The 18,033-nt window shown below is 72.5% G+C and carries 17 protein-coding genes; 7 read left to right on the forward strand and 10 right to left on the reverse strand.

All coding sequences use genetic code 11. The features are described from left to right. Positions 1-6: 6 nt before the first annotated feature. From OGL89_RS00870 to OGL89_RS00880, 3 genes are all read right to left on the reverse strand, one after another. Positions 7-516, reverse strand: coding sequence for a hypothetical protein (locus tag OGL89_RS00870; RefSeq protein WP_263117916.1), 510 nt, complete (start codon positions 514-516; stop codon positions 7-9). After that, entirely contained in the window at positions 513-1,040 is a 528-nt protein-coding gene (locus OGL89_RS00875) for an amino-acid N-acetyltransferase (RefSeq protein ID WP_263117917.1), read from the reverse strand. The genes OGL89_RS00870 and OGL89_RS00875 overlap by 4 nt, the downstream gene beginning before the upstream one ends. Positions 1,041-1,116: 76 nt before the next feature. Continuing rightward, on the reverse strand, positions 1,117-2,067 hold the full coding sequence (locus OGL89_RS00880) for a sugar-binding domain-containing protein (RefSeq protein WP_263117918.1): 951 nt from the start codon (positions 2,065-2,067) through the stop codon (positions 1,117-1,119). Between the two features lie 157 nt (positions 2,068-2,224). Here OGL89_RS00880 and OGL89_RS00885 point away from each other — a divergent pair, with 157 nt between their 5' ends. The 3 genes from OGL89_RS00885 (at position 2,225) to glpK (ending at position 6,508) form a co-directional block, all read left to right on the forward strand. Next, positions 2,225-4,045, forward strand: a complete 1,821-nt coding sequence (locus OGL89_RS00885) for a glycerol-3-phosphate dehydrogenase/oxidase (protein ID WP_263117920.1) — start codon at positions 2,225-2,227, stop codon at positions 4,043-4,045. A gap of 102 nt (positions 4,046-4,147) precedes the next feature. Next, positions 4,148-4,879 (forward strand): MIP/aquaporin family protein, encoded by a 732-nt coding sequence (locus OGL89_RS00890; RefSeq protein ID WP_263117966.1) that lies wholly within the window; start codon positions 4,148-4,150, stop codon positions 4,877-4,879. 108 nt (positions 4,880-4,987) lie between these two features. Further along, positions 4,988-6,508 (forward strand): glycerol kinase GlpK, encoded by a 1,521-nt coding sequence (gene glpK / locus OGL89_RS00895; protein ID WP_263117921.1) that lies wholly within the window; start codon positions 4,988-4,990, stop codon positions 6,506-6,508. A 53-nt stretch (positions 6,509-6,561) separates the two neighbouring features. On the opposite strand, the gene OGL89_RS00900 is transcribed toward glpK, so the two are convergent. From OGL89_RS00900 to mgtE, 4 genes are all read right to left on the reverse strand, one after another. Next, positions 6,562-7,665 carry a sugar kinase gene (locus OGL89_RS00900; protein ID WP_263117922.1) on the reverse strand — a complete coding sequence of 368 codons (1,104 nt, stop codon included), beginning with the start codon at positions 7,663-7,665 and terminating at the stop codon, positions 6,562-6,564. A gap of 50 nt (positions 7,666-7,715) precedes the next feature. Continuing rightward, on the reverse strand, positions 7,716-8,354 hold the full coding sequence (gene eda, locus OGL89_RS00905; RefSeq protein ID WP_263117923.1) for a bifunctional 4-hydroxy-2-oxoglutarate aldolase/2-dehydro-3-deoxy-phosphogluconate aldolase: 639 nt from the start codon (positions 8,352-8,354) through the stop codon (positions 7,716-7,718). Positions 8,355-8,720: 366 nt separating this feature from the next. Continuing rightward, a complete protein-coding gene (locus tag OGL89_RS17075) occupies positions 8,721-9,476 on the reverse strand; it encodes an IclR family transcriptional regulator (RefSeq protein ID WP_263117924.1) in 756 nt (251 codons plus the stop codon). 25 nt (positions 9,477-9,501) lie between these two features. Continuing rightward, positions 9,502-10,869, reverse strand: coding sequence for a magnesium transporter (gene mgtE, locus OGL89_RS00915; protein ID WP_263117934.1), 1,368 nt, complete (start codon positions 10,867-10,869; stop codon positions 9,502-9,504). Positions 10,870-11,434: 565 nt separating this feature from the next. On the opposite strand from mgtE, the gene recQ reads away from it, so the two are divergent. Together recQ and OGL89_RS00925 are read left to right on the forward strand one after the other, a co-directional pair. Next, positions 11,435-13,321: a DNA helicase RecQ gene (gene recQ / locus OGL89_RS00920; protein WP_263117967.1), complete on the forward strand. Its 1,887-nt coding sequence runs from the start codon at positions 11,435-11,437 to the stop codon at positions 13,319-13,321. 54 nt (positions 13,322-13,375) lie between these two features. Further along, on the forward strand, positions 13,376-13,726 hold the full coding sequence (locus tag OGL89_RS00925; protein WP_263117935.1) for a YciI family protein: 351 nt from the start codon (positions 13,376-13,378) through the stop codon (positions 13,724-13,726). A 4-nt stretch (positions 13,727-13,730) separates the two neighbouring features. On the opposite strand, the gene OGL89_RS00930 is transcribed toward OGL89_RS00925, so the two are convergent. From OGL89_RS00930 to mgrA, 3 genes are read right to left on the reverse strand one after another with little or no spacing between them, the layout of a single operon-like run. Further along, on the reverse strand, positions 13,731-14,108 hold the full coding sequence (locus OGL89_RS00930) for a glyoxalase (protein WP_263117937.1): 378 nt from the start codon (positions 14,106-14,108) through the stop codon (positions 13,731-13,733). A gap of 2 nt (positions 14,109-14,110) precedes the next feature. After that, positions 14,111-14,872, reverse strand: coding sequence for an alpha/beta hydrolase (locus OGL89_RS00935; RefSeq protein WP_263117938.1), 762 nt, complete (start codon positions 14,870-14,872; stop codon positions 14,111-14,113). Continuing rightward, positions 14,869-15,912: an L-glyceraldehyde 3-phosphate reductase gene (gene mgrA, locus OGL89_RS00940; protein WP_263117939.1), complete on the reverse strand. Its 1,044-nt coding sequence runs from the start codon at positions 15,910-15,912 to the stop codon at positions 14,869-14,871. Before mgrA ends, OGL89_RS00935 begins: the two co-directional genes overlap by 4 nt. A 70-nt stretch (positions 15,913-15,982) precedes the next feature. Between mgrA and OGL89_RS00945 the strand changes: the two genes are divergently transcribed. Both OGL89_RS00945 and OGL89_RS00950 read left to right on the forward strand, forming a co-directional pair. Continuing rightward, positions 15,983-16,444 (forward strand): tRNA (cytidine(34)-2'-O)-methyltransferase, encoded by a 462-nt coding sequence (locus tag OGL89_RS00945; protein WP_263117940.1) that lies wholly within the window; start codon positions 15,983-15,985, stop codon positions 16,442-16,444. 81 nt (positions 16,445-16,525) lie between these two features. Next, on the forward strand, positions 16,526-18,025 hold the full coding sequence (locus OGL89_RS00950; RefSeq protein ID WP_263117941.1) for an amino acid permease: 1,500 nt from the start codon (positions 16,526-16,528) through the stop codon (positions 18,023-18,025). Positions 18,026-18,033: the final 8 nt, after the last annotated feature.

Here is an 18,033-nt window from a genome sequence, read left to right on the forward strand (position 1 = left end):
CCCGGGTCAGCGGTGCGCGGCGAGCTCCAGCAGCACCACCCCCACGCCGAGCACCCCCTCGGCCCCCAGCACCACCAGTCGCTGGACCAGGGTCAGCCGCAGTCGGCGCGCGGCCGCCCAGCCGATGACCACCAGCGTCACGACCAGCGCGATCGTCGAGGCCCGCAGCGCGGCACCCACCGACCAGATGCCCGCCGTCGCCATCGCGAGGTACAGCAGCGGGAGGACCACCGGGAGCAGCCCGCTGCGGGTCACCGACAGCATGTGCCGGAGCTCGTCCCGGTCCGGCAGCGCCTGATGCACCACCACGTGCGACACCAGATCCGCCACCAGGACGGCCAGCAGCGTCCCACCCACCGTGATGGCCAGCGTCCTGGTCGCGGCGCCGGGGCTCTCCAGGTGATCGCGCAGGGCGATCACCACGGCGAGCGCCGCGAACGTGACGTAGACGCGCTCCTTCAGCCGTTCCGCCCGGCGCCCGACCTCCTCCGTGCTCGGCGCGGCGTCCGCCGTCACCCGCGGTCCAGCTCGACCAGCATCCGGGTGTTGCCCAGGGTGTTCGGCTTCACGCGCGCCAGGTCCAGGAACTCGGCCACGCCGTCGTCCTGCGAGCGCAGCAGCTCGGCGTACACCTGCTGGTCGACCGGGGTGCCGTCGATCGGCGACCAGCCGTGTCCCGCGAAGAAGTCGACCTCGAAGGTCAGGCAGAACAGCCGGCGCAGACCGAGGCCGCGCGCCCGCTCGGTCAGCGCGTCCAGCAGCAGATGGCCGACCCCGCGCTTGCGCCAGTCGCCGGCGACCGCGAGCGTGCGGATCTCGGCCAGGTCCTCCCACATGACGTGCAGCGCGCCGCAGCCGATCAGGGTGCCGTCCGGCGCCTCGGCCACCAGGAACTCCTGCACGGCCTCGTAGTAGCCGACCCACTCCTTGGCCAGCAGGATGCGCTCGTCCGCGTAGGGCTGGACCAGCGCGCCGATCCGTCGCACGTCCGCGGGCAGGGCGGGGCGGATCCGGATCGGGGTGTCATCGCGCGAGGTCACGGACCCAACCTACGACCGGCCGCGCCTCCCGCACGTCGCGCGTCCCGGACAGCGAGACTCCGGCGCCGCGCCGGGATCAGACCAGGTCCAGCAGCCGGGCCGCGGTGCGCTCGTCGACGACCAGGTCCGTGACCGTCCCCGCACGCAGGGCCGCGAGCAGCGGCACCGCCTTGGTGTCCCCCGCGACCGCGCACAGCCGGCGCGGGATCCGCCGCAGCTGCTCGGGCGTCGGACCGGTGGCCCGGGCGTTCAACGGGACGTCCTGCCAGGAGCCGTCCGCACGCAGGAAGACGGTGCACACGTCCCCGACCACGCCCTGGTCGTGCAGCAGGTCGACGTCACTGGAGTCCAGATACCCGGCCGAGTACACGTGCGAGGGCAGCGACCCGGTGACCGAGCCCACCGAGAACAGCGCGATGTCCGCCCGGGCCTGCTCGTCCAGCACCCGGCGGACCGACCGCTCCCGCCACATCGACTGCTTGCTCTCCGGGTAGTCGAAGAACGCCGGGACCGGGAAGTGGTGCACCGCGGCCCCGTAGGCCGCGCCGAAGGACGCGATCAGGTCGCTGGCGTACTCGATGCCGGAGGTGCGGGTGTTCGCCGCCCCGTTGAGCTGCACCACCACCGACCCGCGGGTGGCCTTGGGCTGCAGCCGGCGGCTGATCGCGGCCAGCGTGGTGCCCCAGGCGACGCCCAGGATCATGTCCGAGTCGAACCAGCTGGACAGCAGCCGGGCCGCGGTCCTCGCGACCTGGTCGAGGCGTTCGATCTCCTCGGCGGTGTCCGGGACCGGCACCACGTAGGTCTCGATGCCGAAGGCGGCGGAGATCGACCGTCCCAGACCGGGGCCGCGGGTGGTCGACGGCCGGAGCGTGATCTCGACCAGGCCGCTCTCCCGCGCCTGCTTGAGCAGTCGCGACACCGTGGAGCGCGAGGTGCCCAGGTGCCGGGCGATGACCTCCATCTTCACGTCCTGGAGGTAGTACATCGACGCCGCGCGCAGCACGTCCTGGTCCCGGTCGGCCATTCACCCTCCTTGGTGACTGCACGTTCGTGCACAGCAGTTGCGCGTCTGTTCGCGGACCCTGACGATAGCCCCAGGCAGGACCGAAGTCCCAGCCGTGCGAGCAGCCGCGCACGACCGGGACGAGCGGCCGACGGCGACGCATCGGAGAGAGACACCCATGAGGACGGCAGCACTGACCCCCCAGCTGCGCGAGGACGCCCTGGCGACCCTGCGTTCCACCTCGGAGGGGGGTCCCGAACTCGACGTGCTGGTGATCGGCGGCGGTGTCACCGGTGCCGGCATCGCGCTGGACGCGGTCACCCGTGGCCTGTCCACCGCGGTCATCGACGCGCAGGACTGGGCGTCGGGCACGTCGAGCCGCTCGAGCAAGCTGGTGCACGGTGGCCTGCGCTACCTGCAGATGCTCGACTTCCACCTGGTCCGCGAGGCGCTGACCGAGCGCGATCTGCTGATCAACACCCTGGCTCCGCACCTGGTGAAGCCGGTGTCCTTCCTCTACCCGCTGGAGCACCGGGTCTGGGAGCGTGCCTACGTCGGCGCCGGTGTCGCGCTGTACGACACCCTGGCGAGCGTGTCCGGCCGCGAGCGGGCGATGCCGATCCACCGGCACCTGACCCGCCAGGGCATGGAGAAGCTGTTCCCCGACCTGCGCCACGACGCCGCGGTCGGTGCGGTCCGGTACTGGGACGCCGCCGTCGACGACGCCCGGCTGGTGTCCACCCTGGTGCGCACCGCGGTGAGCTACGGCGCGCACGCGGCCTCCCGCACCCAGGTCGTCCGCCTCACCACCACCCCCGGCGGCGCGGTCACGGGTGCCGAGCTGGTGGACCTGGAGACCGGTGAGCAGTTCACCGTCCGGGCCCGGCACGTCATCAACGCCACCGGCGTCTGGACCGAGAAGACCGAGGGCCTGGCCGGGACCGAGGGCGGCCTGCGGGTGCTGGCGTCCAAGGGCATCCACATCGTCGTGCCCCGGGACCGGATCGCCGGGAACACCGGCCTGATCCTGCAGACCGAGAAGTCGGTGCTGTTCGTGATCCCGTGGTCCCGCTATTGGGTGATCGGCACCACGGACACCCCGTGGGAGCAGGAGCTCACCCACCCCGTCGCCACCAGCGCGGACATCGACTACGTGATCGACCACGCCAACGCGGTGCTGGCCCGGCCGCTGACCCGCGAGGACGTCATCGGCACCTGGGCCGGCCTGCGGCCGCTGCTGCAGCCGGGCACCAAGGAGGGCACCTCCTCCGCCAAGGTCTCCCGCGAGCACACGGTCGCCTCGCCGACCCCGGGCCTGACCGTGATCGCGGGCGGCAAGCTCACCACCTACCGGGTGATGGCCAAGGACGCGGTCGACTTCGCGATCGGCTCCCGCGCGACCACGCTGCCGTCGATCACGGACCGGGTGCCGCTGGTCGGCGCCGAGGGCCTGGAGGTCGTGCAGCGGCAGTCCCGCGACACCGCCAAGCGCTACGGCTGGGACCGCGGCCGGATGGACCACCTGCTGCACCGCTACGGGTCGCTGGTCCACGAGCTGATCGACCTGATCGAGGCCGAGCCGGAGCTGGCCGAGCCGCTGGAGAACGCCCCCGCGTACATCGGGGCCGAGGTCGTCTACGCCGCCACCCACGAGGGCGTGCTGCACCTGGACGACGTGCTGATGCACCGCACCCGCCTGAACTACGAGCAGGCGGACAAGGGTGTGGGCGCGCTGGAGGAGATCGCCGACCTGATCGGTCCGCGACTCGGCTGGGACGCCGCCACCCGCGAGAAGGAGATCGCCGCCTACCGGTCCCGTGCCGAGGCGGAGTTCGCCGCTGCCCAGCAGCCGGACGACGCCGCGGCCGAGGTGGCCCGGTTGCAGGCGGATGACCTCGCCCCGATGGTCCCGCTCCAGGGCGGCGACCGGGTCGAGGGCGGGACCAAGCCGGGTTCCTCCCCCGAGACCCGTGCCGCCTCGGGCCCGGCCGGTACATGATCTGAGTGTTCGACCCCGGTCCGTCGGGAGAGCCTTCCCGGCGGACCGGATCCCCTGTAGACAACGACGTCCAGAAAGAGGTCGACTGTGGAGTCCATCTCGATGGGACAGGTCTTCCTGTCCGAATTCCTCGGCACCGCCGTGCTGCTGCTGCTCGGTGCCGGCGTGGTGGCGAATGTCATCCTGCCCAAGACCAAGGGCTTCGCCGGCGGCACCCTGATGATCAACTTCGGCTGGGGCCTCGCGGTCTTCGCCGGTGTGTACGTGGCGTTCAAGTCCGGCGCGCACCTGAACCCCGCGGTCACGCTGGGCATCTGGGCGGCCGGGAAGGACGAGTTCGCCCCGGGCGTCGAGGTGTCCGCCGCCAACGGTTTCCTCTACATCACGGCCCAGATGGCCGGTGCTGCGCTCGGTGCCGCGCTGGCGTACCTCGCCTACAAGAAGCACTTCGACGAGGACGCCGATCCCGCCGTGAAGCTCGGCGTGTTCTCCACCGGTCCGGAGCTGCGCTCCTACGGCTGGAACTTCGTCACCGAGGTCATCGCGACCTTCGTGCTGGTGTTCTGGGTGGTCGTCAGCGGCAACACCCCGGCCCAGATCGGCCCGCTCGGCGTGGCGCTGGTCGTGGTCGGCATCGGCGCCAGCCTCGGTGGCCCGACCGGCTACGCCATCAACCCTGCCCGTGACCTCGGGCCGCGTATCGCGCACGCCCTGCTGCCGATCAAGGGCAAGGGCTCCTCCGACTGGTCGTACGCCTGGGTGCCGGTGCTCGGCCCGGCAGTCGGCGGCATCCTCGGCGGTCTGCTGGCCGCCGGCCTGGGCTGGGTCGCCTGACCCTCCGCACCTCGCACGCGGGTCGGGCCGCGACGACGTCGCCCGACCCGCGTGATCCCCCTGCAGCGCCGCGGACCCCGCTCCGCACCTCCAGACAAAGGAAGTGACATGTCCTCCACGTTCGTCATGGCCATCGACCAGGGCACCACCTCGTCCCGGGCGATCATCTTCGACCACAGCGGCCAGATCGTGTCGGTCGGCCAGACCGAGCACCAGCAGATCTTCCCGCGGGCCGGCTGGGTCGAGCACGACCCGAACGAGATCTGGACCAACGTCCGCGAGGTCGTCGGCCTGGCGCTCACCCGCGCCAACAAGACCTACACCGACCTGGCCGCGATCGGCATCACCAACCAGCGCGAGACCGCGGTGGTCTGGGACCGCACCACCGGTCAGCCGGTCTACAACGCGATCGTCTGGCAGGACACCCGCACCCAGAAGATCTGCGACGACCTGGCCGCGCTCGGCGGCGGCGCCGAACGCTACAAGGAGCGCACCGGCCTGCCGCTGGCGACCTACTTCTCCGGCCCGAAGATCCGCTGGATCCTGGACAACGTCGAGGGTGCGCGGGAGAAGGCCGAGCGCGGCGAGCTGGCCTTCGGCAACACCGACTCCTGGGTGCTGTGGAACATGACCGGCGGGGTCGAGGGCGGCATCCACGTCACCGACGTCACCAACGCCTCGCGCACCCTGCTGATGAACGTCGACGACCTCACCTGGAACGAGGAGATCGCGGCGGAGATGGGCATCCCGCTGTCCATGCTGCCGGAGATCCGCTCCTCCTCCGAGGTCTACGGCGAGGGCCGCAAGGGCGGTCTGGTCCCGGGCGTGCCGATCGCGGGCATCCTGGGCGACCAGCAGGCCGCGACCTTCGGCCAGGCCTGCTTCGAGGTCGGCAACGCCAAGAACACCTACGGCACCGGCAACTTCATGCTGCTGAACACCGGCACCGAGCCGGTGGCCTCCAAGAACGGCCTGCTCACCACCGTCGCCTACAAGATCGGCGACGCCCCGCAGGTGTACGCGCTGGAGGGCTCGATCGCGGTCACCGGATCGCTGGTGCAGTGGCTGCGCGACAACCTGGGCATGTTCATGGACGCCCCGGACATCGAGTACCTGGCCAACAAGGTCGACGACAACGGCGGCGCGTACTTCGTGCCGGCGTTCTCCGGCCTGTTCGCCCCGTACTGGCGCTCCGACGCCCGCGGCGCCCTGGTCGGCCTGACCCGGTTCGTGAATCGCAACCACATCGCCCGCGCCGCGCTGGAGGCCACCGCCTTCCAGACCCGCGAGGTGATGGACGCGATGAACGCCGACTCCGGTGTGGCGCTCACCGAGCTCAAGGTGGACGGCGGCATGACCGCCAACAACCTGCTGATGCAGTTCCAGGCGGACATCCTCGACGTCCCGGTGATCAAGCCGAAGGTCGCTGAGACCACCGCGCTGGGTGCCGCCTACGCCGCCGGTATCGCGGTCGGCTTCTGGAACGGCGAGCAGGACGTCATCGACAACTGGGCCGAGGACAAGCGCTGGGAGTCGGCGATCGACTCCTCCGAGCGCGACCGGCAGTACCGGCTCTGGAAGAAGGCCGTCACCAAGACCTTCGACTGGGTCGACGACGACGTGAAGTGATCCACGCATGAGAAGAGGGGCCCGGTCGACCGGGCCCCTCTTCTCGTCTCTGGTCAGCGGTCGACGCGGGCGCCGCCGCCACCGGCCAGCTTGAGCACCTCGGCACGGTTCGCCATCGACGTGTCACCCGGGGTGGTCATCGCCAGCGCGCCGTGCGCCGCGCCCCACTCCACCGCGGTCGACAGCGGCTCGCCGTCCAGCAACGCGGCGACCAGACCGGAGGCGAAGGAGTCCCCGCCGCCGACCCGGTCCAGGATCTCCAGCCGCTCGCGGTGCGTCGCCCGCACCAGACCGGAGTCCGCCGACCAGGCCAGCGCACCCCAGTCGTTCACCGTCGCCGACCGGACGGTGCGCAGCGTCGTCGCGATCACCCGGAAGTTCGGGTACTCGGCCGCCACCTGGTCGATCATCCGGGCGAAGCCGTCCACGTCCAGCTCGGCGAGGTCGGCGTCCACGCCCTCGACCTCGAACCCGAGGGAGGCGGTGAAGTCCTCCTCGTTGCCGATCATCACGTCCACGTAGGGCGCGATCGCGCGGTTCACCTCCTGCGCCTTCGCCTGGCCGCCGATCGACTTCCACAGGCTCGGGCGGTAGTTCAGGTCGTAGGACACCAGCGTGCCGTGCCGGCGGGCGGCCTGGACCGCGGCCAGCGTGGTCTCCGCGGAGGTCTCGCTCAACGCCGCGAAGATGCCTCCGGTGTGCAACCAGCGCGCGCCCTGCTGACCGAACAGGTCGTCCCAGTCCACGTCGTCCGGGGCCAGCTGGGACGCCGCGGTGTGCCCCCGGTCCGAGACGCCGACCGCGCCGCGCACTCCGAAGCCCCGCTCGGTGAAGTTGAGCCCGTTGCGCACGCTGCGGCCGACGCCGTCCGAGGGCACCCAGTGCAGGTGCGCGGTGTCGACGCCGCCGCCCAGGATCAGGTCCTCGACCAGACGTCCGACCTCGTTGTCGACCAGGGCGGTCACCACCGCGGTCCGCAGCCCGAACGCCCGGCGCAGTCCGCGGGCGACGTTGTACTCGCCACCCCCCTCGGAGGCCCGGAAGGCCCGGGCGGTGCGCACCCGGCCCTCACCGGGGTCCAGACGCAGCATCACCTCCCCGAGGGCGACCGCGTCGTAGCGGCAGTCGGCGGCGGGGCGGAGCGGGAGGGTGGTCATGGCGGAGGTCTCCTGGGGTGTGGGGTGAGCGGGCGGGTCGGGCCGAGCGGTCAGGGCCGCAGTCGTGCGGCGAGGGCGACGGCGTCGGCGACCAGCGCCCGCACCCCGTCGACGTCCCCGGCGCGCACCCGGTCGCGCGGCACCATCCACGACCCGCCGACGGCGGCGACCGACGGCAGCGCCAGGTACTCGTGCAGGTTCGCCGGTCCGACCCCGCCGGTGGGCACGAACCGGACGCCGGTGAACGGCGCGGCCAGTGCGGCGATCGCGGCCGCCCCACCGGAGCTGCCGGCCGGGAAGAACTTCACCGTGTCCAGGCCGAGCTCCAGCGCGGCCTGGACCTCGGTGGCGGTGACCGCACCGGGCAGCACCGGGATGCCGTGCTCCCGTGCCCGCTCGACCACGGCCCGCGAGGTCCCCGGCGACACCAGGTAGCGCGCACCGGCGGCCACCGCCTGGTCGACCTGGGCCGGGGTGATCACGGTGCCCGCGCCGACCAGCAGGTCACCGCGATCGGCCATCACCCGGATCGAGTCCGCGGCGGCATCCGTCCGAAAGGTCACCTCCGCCACCGGCAGCCCGCCGTCGACCAGCGCGGACGCCAGGCCGTGCGCATCCGCGGCGTCGTCGAGCACGACCACGGGCACCAGGCGGGAGGAGGACAACTGGGTCAGGACATTGTCGGCCATCTGAGTTCCGTTTCACTGTGCGCAACGCGCGTACTGTTCTGTGCAACGACAGCATGACACATCACGGCCGCGGCCCGCCGGGCTCCGGCCCCGCGGTCTGCCGGGTTCCGGCCCCGCGATCGCCGAGTCCGCCCCTCCGCGACCCGCCCACGGCCGAGTGCCGACCGCTCACGACCCCCGGGGCACCCCTTTCGCGCAGCCGCTCACGGCCGAGTGCGACGAACTTGTGGCTTTTCGGGCGATTCGGGCGACGACTTCTCCGCACTCGGCGAGGCAAGGCCCGGGCAAGTGCACGGGCCGAGCAAGCGCACGGGCCGGGCAAGCGCAGGGCCCGGGCGAGCGCGGTGGCCGGGCGGGTTCCGCGGATCAGCGGGGCAGGGAGATGCCCGGGGGGAGGAGTGCGGGCAGGAGCTCGGTCAGGCGGGCGTGCACCTCGGCCATCCGGGCGGTCGGCATCCGCTCCGCGGGCGCGGTCACGCTCAGGGCGGCGACCGGCCGGCCCGGACCACGCAGCAACGGCACGGCCACGCACGCGATGCCGGGCTCGTTCTCCTGGGTCTCCTGCGCCCACCCGCGCTCGCGCGCCGCGGCCAGCTCGGCGTGCAGGAGCTCCGGGGAGAGATCCGCGGCGGCCGCGTAGTCGTCGGCGGTCGAGCGCGGCAGGTCCCGGAACGCGAGCATGGCCCGGCCGAGGGCGGTGGTCGCGGCCCAGTTGCGCCGGCCCACCGCGGACCAGACCCGGACCGCCCGCTCGGGCTCGACCTTGTCCAGGTAGACCACCTGCGTACCGCTGAGCACCCCCAGGTGCACCAGCTCGTCGGTGAACGCGCAGACCTCGAGCAGAGCGGGGCGCAGTCGCGCGGGCAGGTCGTCCTCCGCGAAGAACCGGTCCGCGAGCGCCACCGCGGCACCGCCGAGCTGGTACCGCCCGGTCACCGGGTCCTGGTCGACGAACCCACGGTGCCGGAGCGCGGCCAGCGAGCGGTGCACCGTCGTCTTGTGCAGGCCGAGCGCGGCGGCGAGGTCGGCGAGCGCCGCGCCCGCCGGTCCGGCCGAGGCGACCAGGTCGAGGGTGCGCAGCGCGCGGTCGACGCTCTCCACCGGGGCCGTGTTCTCCTGCACCCGGTCAGCCTAGGTGCCACAGGGTTCAGGACAGCGCGGAGATGAACAGCCGGGCGACCGTGAAGTAGATCATCAGCCCGGTGCCGTCCACGATGGTGGCGATCATCGGCCCCGAGACCACTGCCGGGTCGATGCCGATCTTGCGCAGCACCAGGGGCAGGACGGACGCGATCAGCGACGCCCACAGCACGATCGCCGCCGCGGACACCGCCACCGTGACTCCGACCTCGACGCCGACCCCGAGCGTCCAGGCCCGGATCAGCGCCATCGCCGCCATGGTGACCGCGATCATCGTGCCGGTGGTCAGCTCCTTGCGGAGCACCCGGCCGACGTCCCGCAGCCGGACCTCCCCGGTGGCCATCGCCCGGATCAGGGTGGTGGTGATCTGCGTGCCGGCGTTGCCGCCGGTGCCGATCAGCAGCGGCACGAAGAAGGTCAGCGCGACCACGGTCGCCAGCTCGTCCTCGAAGGCGCGCAGCACCGAGCCGGTGTACATCTCGGCCAGGAAGAGCGCGAGCATCCACACCACCCGCTTGCGCCACAGCAGCCACGGGCTGGCGCGCAGGTACGGCACCTCCAGCGGCTCGCTGCCGCCCTGGCGGGCCGCGTCCTCGGTGGTCTCCTCCTGCATGATGTCGGCGATGTCGTCCGGGCTGAGCACCCCGATCAGCCGGCCGTCGTCCACCACCGGCAGCGCGGACAGCCGGTGCTCGCCGAGCAGCCGGGCCGCCCGCTCCTGGTCGGCGGTGGCCTCGACGCAGACCGGGTCGTCCCGCATCAGGTCGGCCACCACCCCGTCGGCAGGGGCGAGCACCAGGTCCCGGAAGCTGACCACGCCGCGCAGGATCGGCAGTCCGGCGTCGTCCGGAGTGGTCACGTAGACCTCGGTGGTGCCCTCGGCCGGTGACTGGCCCTGGATCGCGTCGACCGCCTCCCGGACGCTCTGGGTCGGCAGCACCGTGACGACCTCGGGGTTCATCTGCGCGGCGGCCGAGTCCTCCGGCCAGGCGAGCAGGCCACGGATCACCGCGGACCGGGCGATCGCCATCGCGGACAGCACGTGCGCCCGCTCGTCGTCGTCCACCGCGCGCAGCACCTCGGCGGCGGTGTCCGGCTCCATGGAGTCCACCAGCCCGGCGGCGACGGTCGGCGGCAGGACGATCAGCACCTCGGCGACCGTGTGCGGGTCGAGGCTGCCGAACAGCTCCCGTGCGGTGTCCGGGCGCAGCAGCCGGATCAGGGCGCGGACCTGGGCGTCGGAGAGCTCCGCGAGCTGGTCAGCGCGGGTCCGGCGATCGGTGACGGTGTCGAGCCAGATCTCGACCGAGCGGGGGGTCGCCACCGACAGCACGTCGTGCAGGTCGAGGCTGGTGAGGGTGGTGGTGGGCGTCATGACGCGTCTCCTGACCGGGGTGCCCGCCGGCCACGTGCGCACGCCGACACCCGGGCAGCACGGTCGTCGACGACGTGGCGCTGCCCGGGTACAGGGGTGATCAGGGGACCGACGGGGCGGTGTACGGGTGTACGCACCACCGAGGTGGTGCCGGAGCTCTCCGGCGACGCCGCGCCGGACGGTCCCGCGCTGTCAGATCAGCGCGGACGGCACGACGGGCGTCGACGGATGCGGACTACTTGCGGAGTCACTCATCGCGCCACCTCCTCGCGTCGTGCCGGGTCGGGACCGATCGGTCCACCGCCGAGGGTAGCCCTCCGCCCGACCGGGGCCAACCACCCGAAGGCCCCCGGTGACGGGGATCACCCCGTCGTCCACCTGCCGAATGGACCGGCCGGCCTGGGGACCATCCGTCCGCGTGGTGGGCGGACGCACCTAGGGTGGACGGGTGGCAGCGGAAGAGGAATGGCCGTTCGCGGACGAGGTCCCGGAGGAGCCGCCGTATGACCCGGAGTACGACGGCGCCCCGGAGCCGACGGTCCGGCACGACCCGGGCGGCACCCCCGTGAGCGCACCGGCCGCGCCCGGCGCCGCCGCGGGGTCGCACACCGGGCGGTCGCCGATCGAGGTGCTGCGCGAGGTCTGGGGCTACGACGACTTCCGCGGCGAGCAGTCGGCGATCGTCGACACGGTGGTCGACGGCGGGGACGCCCTGGTCCTGATGCCGACGGGCGGCGGCAAGTCGCTGTGCTACCAGGTCCCCGCGCTGGTCAGACCCGGCACCGGCGTGGTGGTCTCACCGCTGATCGCGCTGATGCAGGACCAGGTGGACGCGCTGTCCGCGCTCGGGGTCCGCGCCGGGTTCCTCAACTCCACCCAGGACTTCGCCCAGCGACGGGCGGTCGAGCAGGCGCTGCTGTCCGGTGAGCTCGACCTGCTCTACCTGGCCCCCGAACGCCTGCGGGTCCCGGAGACCCTCGACCTGCTGGGCCGGGCCGCGATCAGCGTCTTCGCCATCGACGAGGCGCACTGCGTCTCCCAGTGGGGGCACGACTTCCGGCCGGACTACCTGGGCCTGTCCGTGCTGCACGAGCGCTGGCCGGACGTGCCGCGGATCGCGCTGACCGCCACCGCGACCGCCGCCACCCGCACCGAGATCGCCGAGCGGCTGGAGCTGACCGAGGCCCGGCACTTCGTCGCGAGCTTCGACCGGCCGAACATCCAGTACCGGATCGTCCCGAAGGACAACCCGCGCACCCAGCTGCTCGACCTGCTGCGCACCGAGCACGCCGGGGACTCCGGCATCGTCTACTGCCTGTCGCGCGCGTCGGTGGAGCAGACCGCCGACTTCCTGTCCGGTCAGGGCATCCCCGCGCTGCCGTACCACGCCGGCCTCGACCGGCAGGTCCGCGCCCGCAACCAGAGCCGGTTCCTGCGCGAGGACGGCCTGGTGATGGTCGCGACCATCGCGTTCGGCATGGGGATCGACAAGCCGGACGTCCGGTTCGTCGCGCACCTCGACCTGCCCAAGTCGGTGGAGGGGTACTACCAGGAGACCGGGCGGGCCGGACGCGACGGGCTGCCGTCCACCGCCTGGCTGGCCTACGGCCTGGCGGACGTGGTCCAGCAGCGCAAGATGATCGACGGCTCCGAGGGCGACGAGCAGCACCGTCGCCGGCTCGGCCAGCACCTGGACGCCATGCTCGCGCTGTGCGAGACGGTGACCTGCCGCCGGCAGCAGCTGCTCGCGTACTTCGGGCAGCAGTCCGAGCCGTGCGGGAACTGCGACACCTGCCTCGCCCCACCCACCACCTGGGACGGCACCGTCCCCGCGCAGAAGCTGCTGTCCACCATCGTCCGGCTGGAGCGCGAGCACCGTCGGCACTACGGCGCCGGTCACCTGATCGACATCCTGCGCGGCAAGCAGACCCCACGGATCGACCAGCTCGGCCACACCGCGCTGAGCACCTTCGGGGTGGGCGCCGATCTGGCCGACGGCGAGTGGCGCGGGGTGGTCCGGCAGCTGCTCGCCCAGGGCCTGATCGGCGTCGACACCGACGGTTACGGCACGCTGCGGCTGACCCCGGAGAGCGCCGCCGTCCTGCAGGGCGAGCGCCAGGTCCCGCTGCGCAAGGACACCCGGGTCAGCCGGTCGACCGCCGGTGCCGCCCGCTCACGCCGGTCCACCGCCGACGCGGCGCCACTGGACGACGCCGACACCGAGCTGTTCGAGCGGCTGCGGGCCTGGCGCGCCCGGACCGCGAAGGCGAACGGCCTGCCCGCCTACGTGGTGTTCCACGACGCCACCCTGCGCGCGATCGCCGCGGCCCGGCCGGAGGACCCCGCCACCCTCGGCACGATCAGCGGGGTCGGCGCCAGCAAGCTCGACCGCTACGGCGAGGACGTGCTGGCCGTGGTGGCCGGGCGCGAACCGGTGGAGGATGGCGCCTGACTCCGCGCGGCGGCGCGGACCGGACACCGCAGGACCGGAGCCAGGGAGGCCACCGTGCCGCTGTACGCCGTGCTGATCCACACCCCGGTCGACGGGGCCTGGGCCCATTCCGCCGACGCGACCGAGATGCGCGCCGCCCACGACCGGCACGCCGAGCAGATGACCAGCTCCGGCGCGATGGTCGCCGCACTGCCGCTGCTGCCCGCCGGCACGGCCGTCACCCTGCGTGCCGGCGGTGACACCCCGGGGCCGTTCCGGCCGGGCGAGCACGAGCTGATCGGGATCGCCGTGATCCGGGCCGAGGACGACGACCGGGCCCGGGAGCTCGCCCGGCTCAACCCCGCGCTGGTGCAGGGCGGAGCGGTCGAGGTGCGCCGGGTGGAGGACAGCTGGTTCCTGGGCTGAGCCGTCAGTCGGCGACCAGCTCGACCTTGAACCTGGCCGCGTTCTCGACCCAGCCCGCGTAGTGCGCCGGACCACCGGCGTGCGGGTAGCGGTCCTGGTACAACGGGCTCCACCCGTGGTCCGGCGCGTCACGCATCAGGGCGTCCACCTCCGCACGCGATCCCCCGGTCAGGGCCACGTGGTTCAGCCTGGCCCGGCGCCGGTCGTGCGCCGGATCGGCGAGGTTCGGCGACCGGGTGAGGGTGAGATACGCGCCACCGGCCGCCCAGGACTGCCCGCCGGGCCACTCGTCCGCCAGGACGAACCCGGCCCGCCCGAGCAGCCACGCCCATTCCGGCCCGACCTGGTCGACCCACAGTTCCACATGATGCAGTCCCGGCACGGTCAGCCCTCGTCGTTCCGCCGGACGGCGTCCCGCACGGCCGCCAGGAAGGCCGCAGGGGCCTCCCGCCGGATGTTGTGCCCCGTGCCCGGCACCGGGACGTGGGTCAGCCGCTCCCCCAGCCCGGCGCGCGCCACCTCGACCTGTGCGGGCGTCACGATCGACCCACGCGCGTTCTCGCCGGTGATCAGCGTGACCGGCACGGTGACCTCTGCCGTCGCCGCGACCCAGTCCCGCTCCTGCCACTGCTGCGGCACCTCGGCGATCCGCGGGTCGAGCCCACGTTTGGCGTCGATCCAGCCGTCCACCTCGGCCGTGGGCCACCCGGCGCAGTCGACCTCCGCGATCGCGGCCAGCTCGGTCCGCGGGCGCCCGGCCAACCGCCGCACCGTGTCGCCGAGCCACGGCGGGGCGCCACCGTCGACGCCGCCGCCCTGCCACGCCGGGTCCTCCAGGATCAGCGCGGCGACCAGCTCCGGCTCCTGCGACGCGAGCGCACCGGCGGTCGCCCCGCCCATCGAGTGGCCGAGCACGATCGCCGGGCCGACCTCGCGCAGCGCCCGGGCCGCGTCGGCAGCGAGCGCGGAGATCGTGAACGGCTCGTCCGGCAGCGGGGCACCGCCGTGGCCGCGGGCGTCCAGCGCGATCACCCGCCGGGTGGTGCCGAACTCCGCGACCACGCTCGGCCAGCAGGCGGCCGAGTCGGTGAGTCCGTGCAGCAGCACCAGGGGCGCGCGGTGCGTCCCCCCGGGTGAGCGCGTCACCGCCAGCGACCGGTGCCGTCGACGGCCAGCGGCTCGATCGCGGCGATCTCCTCGTCGGTGAGCGGGGCGGTGGTCAGCGCCTGGACGTTGTCCTCCAGCTGCGCCACCGAGGACGCCCCGATGATCGCCGAGGTCACGCGCTGGTCGCGCAGCACCCAGGTGAGCGCCAGCTGGGCCAGGGTCTGGCCCCGGGACTCGGCGATGGCGTTCAGCCCGCGCGCCCGCTCCAGATAGGTCTCGTCGATCGCCTCGGCCCGGAGGAACTTGCCCTGGGCCGCGCGGGACCCCGAGGGCACGTCACCGGTGAGGTAGCGCCCGGTCAGCAGACCCTGCGCCAGCGGGGAGAACACGATCATCCCGACACCCAGGTCGCCCACCGTGTCCAGCAGCGGCTCCGTCTCACCCTCGGCGACCTGCTCCACGTGCCGGTTGAACATCGAGTACGACGGCTGGTGGATCAGCAGCGGGGTGCCCAGCTCGGCCAGGATCCGCGCGGCCTCGCGGGTGGCGGACGGGCTGTAGTTGGAGATGCCCGCGTACAGCGCCTTGCCGCTGGTCACCGCGGTGTGCAGCGCGCCCATCGTCTCCTCCAGCGGCACGCTGGGGTCGGGGCGGTGCGAGTAGAAGATGTCGACGTAGTCCAGCCCGGTGCGGGCCAGGGACTGGTCCAGTGAGGCGAGCAGGTACTTCCGCGAGCCGCCGTCGCCGTACGGGCCGGGCCACATGTCGTAGCCGGCCTTGGAGGAGATGACCAGCTCGTCGCGGTACGGCGCCAGGTCCTGCGCCAGATGACGACCGAAATTCGCCTCCGCGGAGCCGTAGGGCGGGCCGTAGTTGTTCGCCAGGTCGAAGTGCGTGATGCCCAGGTCGAAGGCGCGGCGGAGCACCGCGCGCTGGGTCTCGATCGGGTTCACGTCGCCGAAGTTGTGCCACAGGCCCAGGGACAGGGCGGGCAGGTCCAGGCCGGAACGCCCGGCACGGCGGTAGGACATCGACTCGTACCGCTCGTCTGCGGCGCGGTACGGGGGGAGAACGGGCATCGTCGACCTTCCACTCGGGGTGTGGGGATCGATGATTCCATCAACCGGCACCGGTGGCAGACTCCCCTGCGTGCTGCACGTCGTCTTCTTCGAGCCCCGCATCCCCGGCAACACCGGGAACGCCATCCGGCTGGCCGCCGCCACCGGCGCCACCCTGCACCTGGTGGAGCCGCTCGGCTTCGTGATGGACGAGCCCCGGCTGAAGCGGGCGGGTCTGGACTACCACGACCTGGCGAACACCGTGGTGCACCCCGACCTGGAGCACGCGATGGCCGCCCTGCCCGGCCGGGTGTTCGCCTTCACCACCCACACCGACCAGGGCTACACCGGCGTCGAGTACCGCGACGGCGACGCGCTGCTGTTCGGGCCGGAGCCGACCGGTCTGCCGCCGGAGGTGCTGGCGCACCCGCGGGTGTCGGGGCAGCTGCGGATCCCGATGCAGCCCGGCCGCCGGTCGTTGAACCTCACCAACTCGGCCTCGATCGCGCTCTACGAGGCGTGGCGCCAGCTCGGATTCCCCGGCGGCGTCTGAGACCAGATACCGGAACCGGGATGCGGTGCGCCCCGGTGAGCGGAATGCTCGGTCACCGTCGCCGACCAAAGGGGGCCCGACGTGGCCATCAACCGCAGCATCCTGCGCCGGAAGTCCGTCGAGGACTCGCTCGCCACCGCGGAGGACCCGGAGCGCTCGCTCCGCCGGGACCTCACCGCCTGGGACCTGGCCGTGCTGGGTGTCGCGGTCGCGGTCGGCGCGGGCATCTTCTCGGTGGGCGCGACCGCGGCGGCGAACTACGCCGGTCCGGGCGTGATCCTGTCCTTCATCATCGCCTCCGTCGTCTGCGCGCTGGCGATCATGTGTTACGCCGAGTTCGCGTCCACGCTGCCGGTGGCCGGGTCGGCGTACACCTTCTCCTACGCGACCATGGGCGAGGGCGTCGCGTGGATCATCGGCTGGGACCTGATCCTGGAGATGCTGCTCGCCGCGGCGGTGATCGCGAAGTTCTGGGGCGTGTACCTCTCGGACGCCTTCGGGCTGTTCGGGGTCGACATCCCGACCACCCTGCATCTGGGCCCGGTCGACCTGGAGTGGGGACCGGTGCTGGTGGTCGGCGTGTTCACCACGCTGCTGGCGGTGGGCACGAAGCTCAGCACCCGGGTGAACAGCATCTTCACCATCCTGAAGGTCGGCATCACCCTGTTCGTGATCGTCGCGGGCTTCTTCTACGTCAAGGCGGAGAACTACAGCCCGTTCATCCCCCCGGCCCAGCCCGCCGACTCGGACTCGGGGCTGCACCAGTCGTTGTTCGCCTTCGTGTCCGGACTCGAACCCACCACCTACGGCATCGTCGGGATCCTGTCCGGCGCGGCGCTGGTGTTCTTCGCCTTCATCGGGTTCGACGTGGTGGCGACCACCGCGGAGGAGACCAAGAACCCGCAGAAGGCGCTGCCGCGCGGCATCCTCGGCGGACTGGCGATCGTCACCGTGCTCTACGTCCTGGTCACGGTGGTCGTCACCGGCATGGTGCCGTACACCGCGCTCGCCGAGTCCGGTGACCCGTCGTTGACCACGGCCTTCGTCCTGGTCGGCGCGGACTGGGCCGGCAAGGTGATCTCGATCGGCATCCTGGTCGGGCTGACCTCGGTGATCATGGTGCTGCTGCTGGGCCTGACCCGGATCGTGTTCTCGATGAGCCGGGACGGCCTGCTGCCGCGCGGGGTCTCCCGCACCTCGCCGCGGTTCCACACCCCGGCCCGGTTGCAGATCCTGTGCGGCATCGCGGTCGCGCTCATCGCCGGCCTGGCCAAGGTGGAGCTGCTGGAGGAGATGATCAACATCGGCACGCTGTCGGCCTTCGTGCTGGTCAGCTTCGGGGTGCCGCTGCTGCGCAGATCCCGGCCGGACCTGCCGCGCGGGTTCCGGGTGCCGTGGTCGCCGGTGCTGCCGATCATCGCCGGGGTGGCCTGCCTATGGCTGATGAGCAATCTGACCGTCACCACCTGGCTGCGGTTCGCGGCGTGGCTGGTGCTCGGGATCGTGATCTACGCGAGCTACTCGTACCGGAACTCGCGGCTGAACCGGGAGTCCGAGGAACGGCCCGCGGTCGCCGAGTGAGGTCACGT

It is taken from the genome of Cellulomonas sp. RIT-PI-Y, assembly GCF_025642745.1.
Taxonomy (GTDB): Bacteria; Actinomycetota; Actinomycetes; order Actinomycetales; family Cellulomonadaceae; genus Cellulomonas.

What these genes read in the sequence shown, in the direction of transcription:
- OGL89_RS00880 (WP_263117918.1), bottom strand. Translation starts at nt 2,067, where the DNA reads ATGGCCGACCGGGACCAGGACGTGCTGCGCGCGGCGTCGATGTACTAC.
- OGL89_RS00885 (WP_263117920.1), top strand. Translation starts at nt 2,225, where the DNA reads ATGAGGACGGCAGCACTGACCCCCCAGCTGCGCGAGGACGCCCTGGCG.
- OGL89_RS00890 (WP_263117966.1), top strand. Translation starts at nt 4,148, where the DNA reads ATGGGACAGGTCTTCCTGTCCGAATTCCTCGGCACCGCCGTGCTGCTG.
- glpK (WP_263117921.1), top strand. Translation starts at nt 4,988, where the DNA reads ATGTCCTCCACGTTCGTCATGGCCATCGACCAGGGCACCACCTCGTCC.
- OGL89_RS00900 (WP_263117922.1), bottom strand. Translation starts at nt 7,665, where the DNA reads ATGACCACCCTCCCGCTCCGCCCCGCCGCCGACTGCCGCTACGACGCG.
- eda (WP_263117923.1), bottom strand. Translation starts at nt 8,354, where the DNA reads ATGGCCGACAATGTCCTGACCCAGTTGTCCTCCTCCCGCCTGGTGCCC.
- mgtE (WP_263117934.1), bottom strand. Translation starts at nt 10,869, where the DNA reads ATGACGCCCACCACCACCCTCACCAGCCTCGACCTGCACGACGTGCTG.
- mgrA (WP_263117939.1), bottom strand. Translation starts at nt 15,912, where the DNA reads ATGCCCGTTCTCCCCCCGTACCGCGCCGCAGACGAGCGGTACGAGTCG.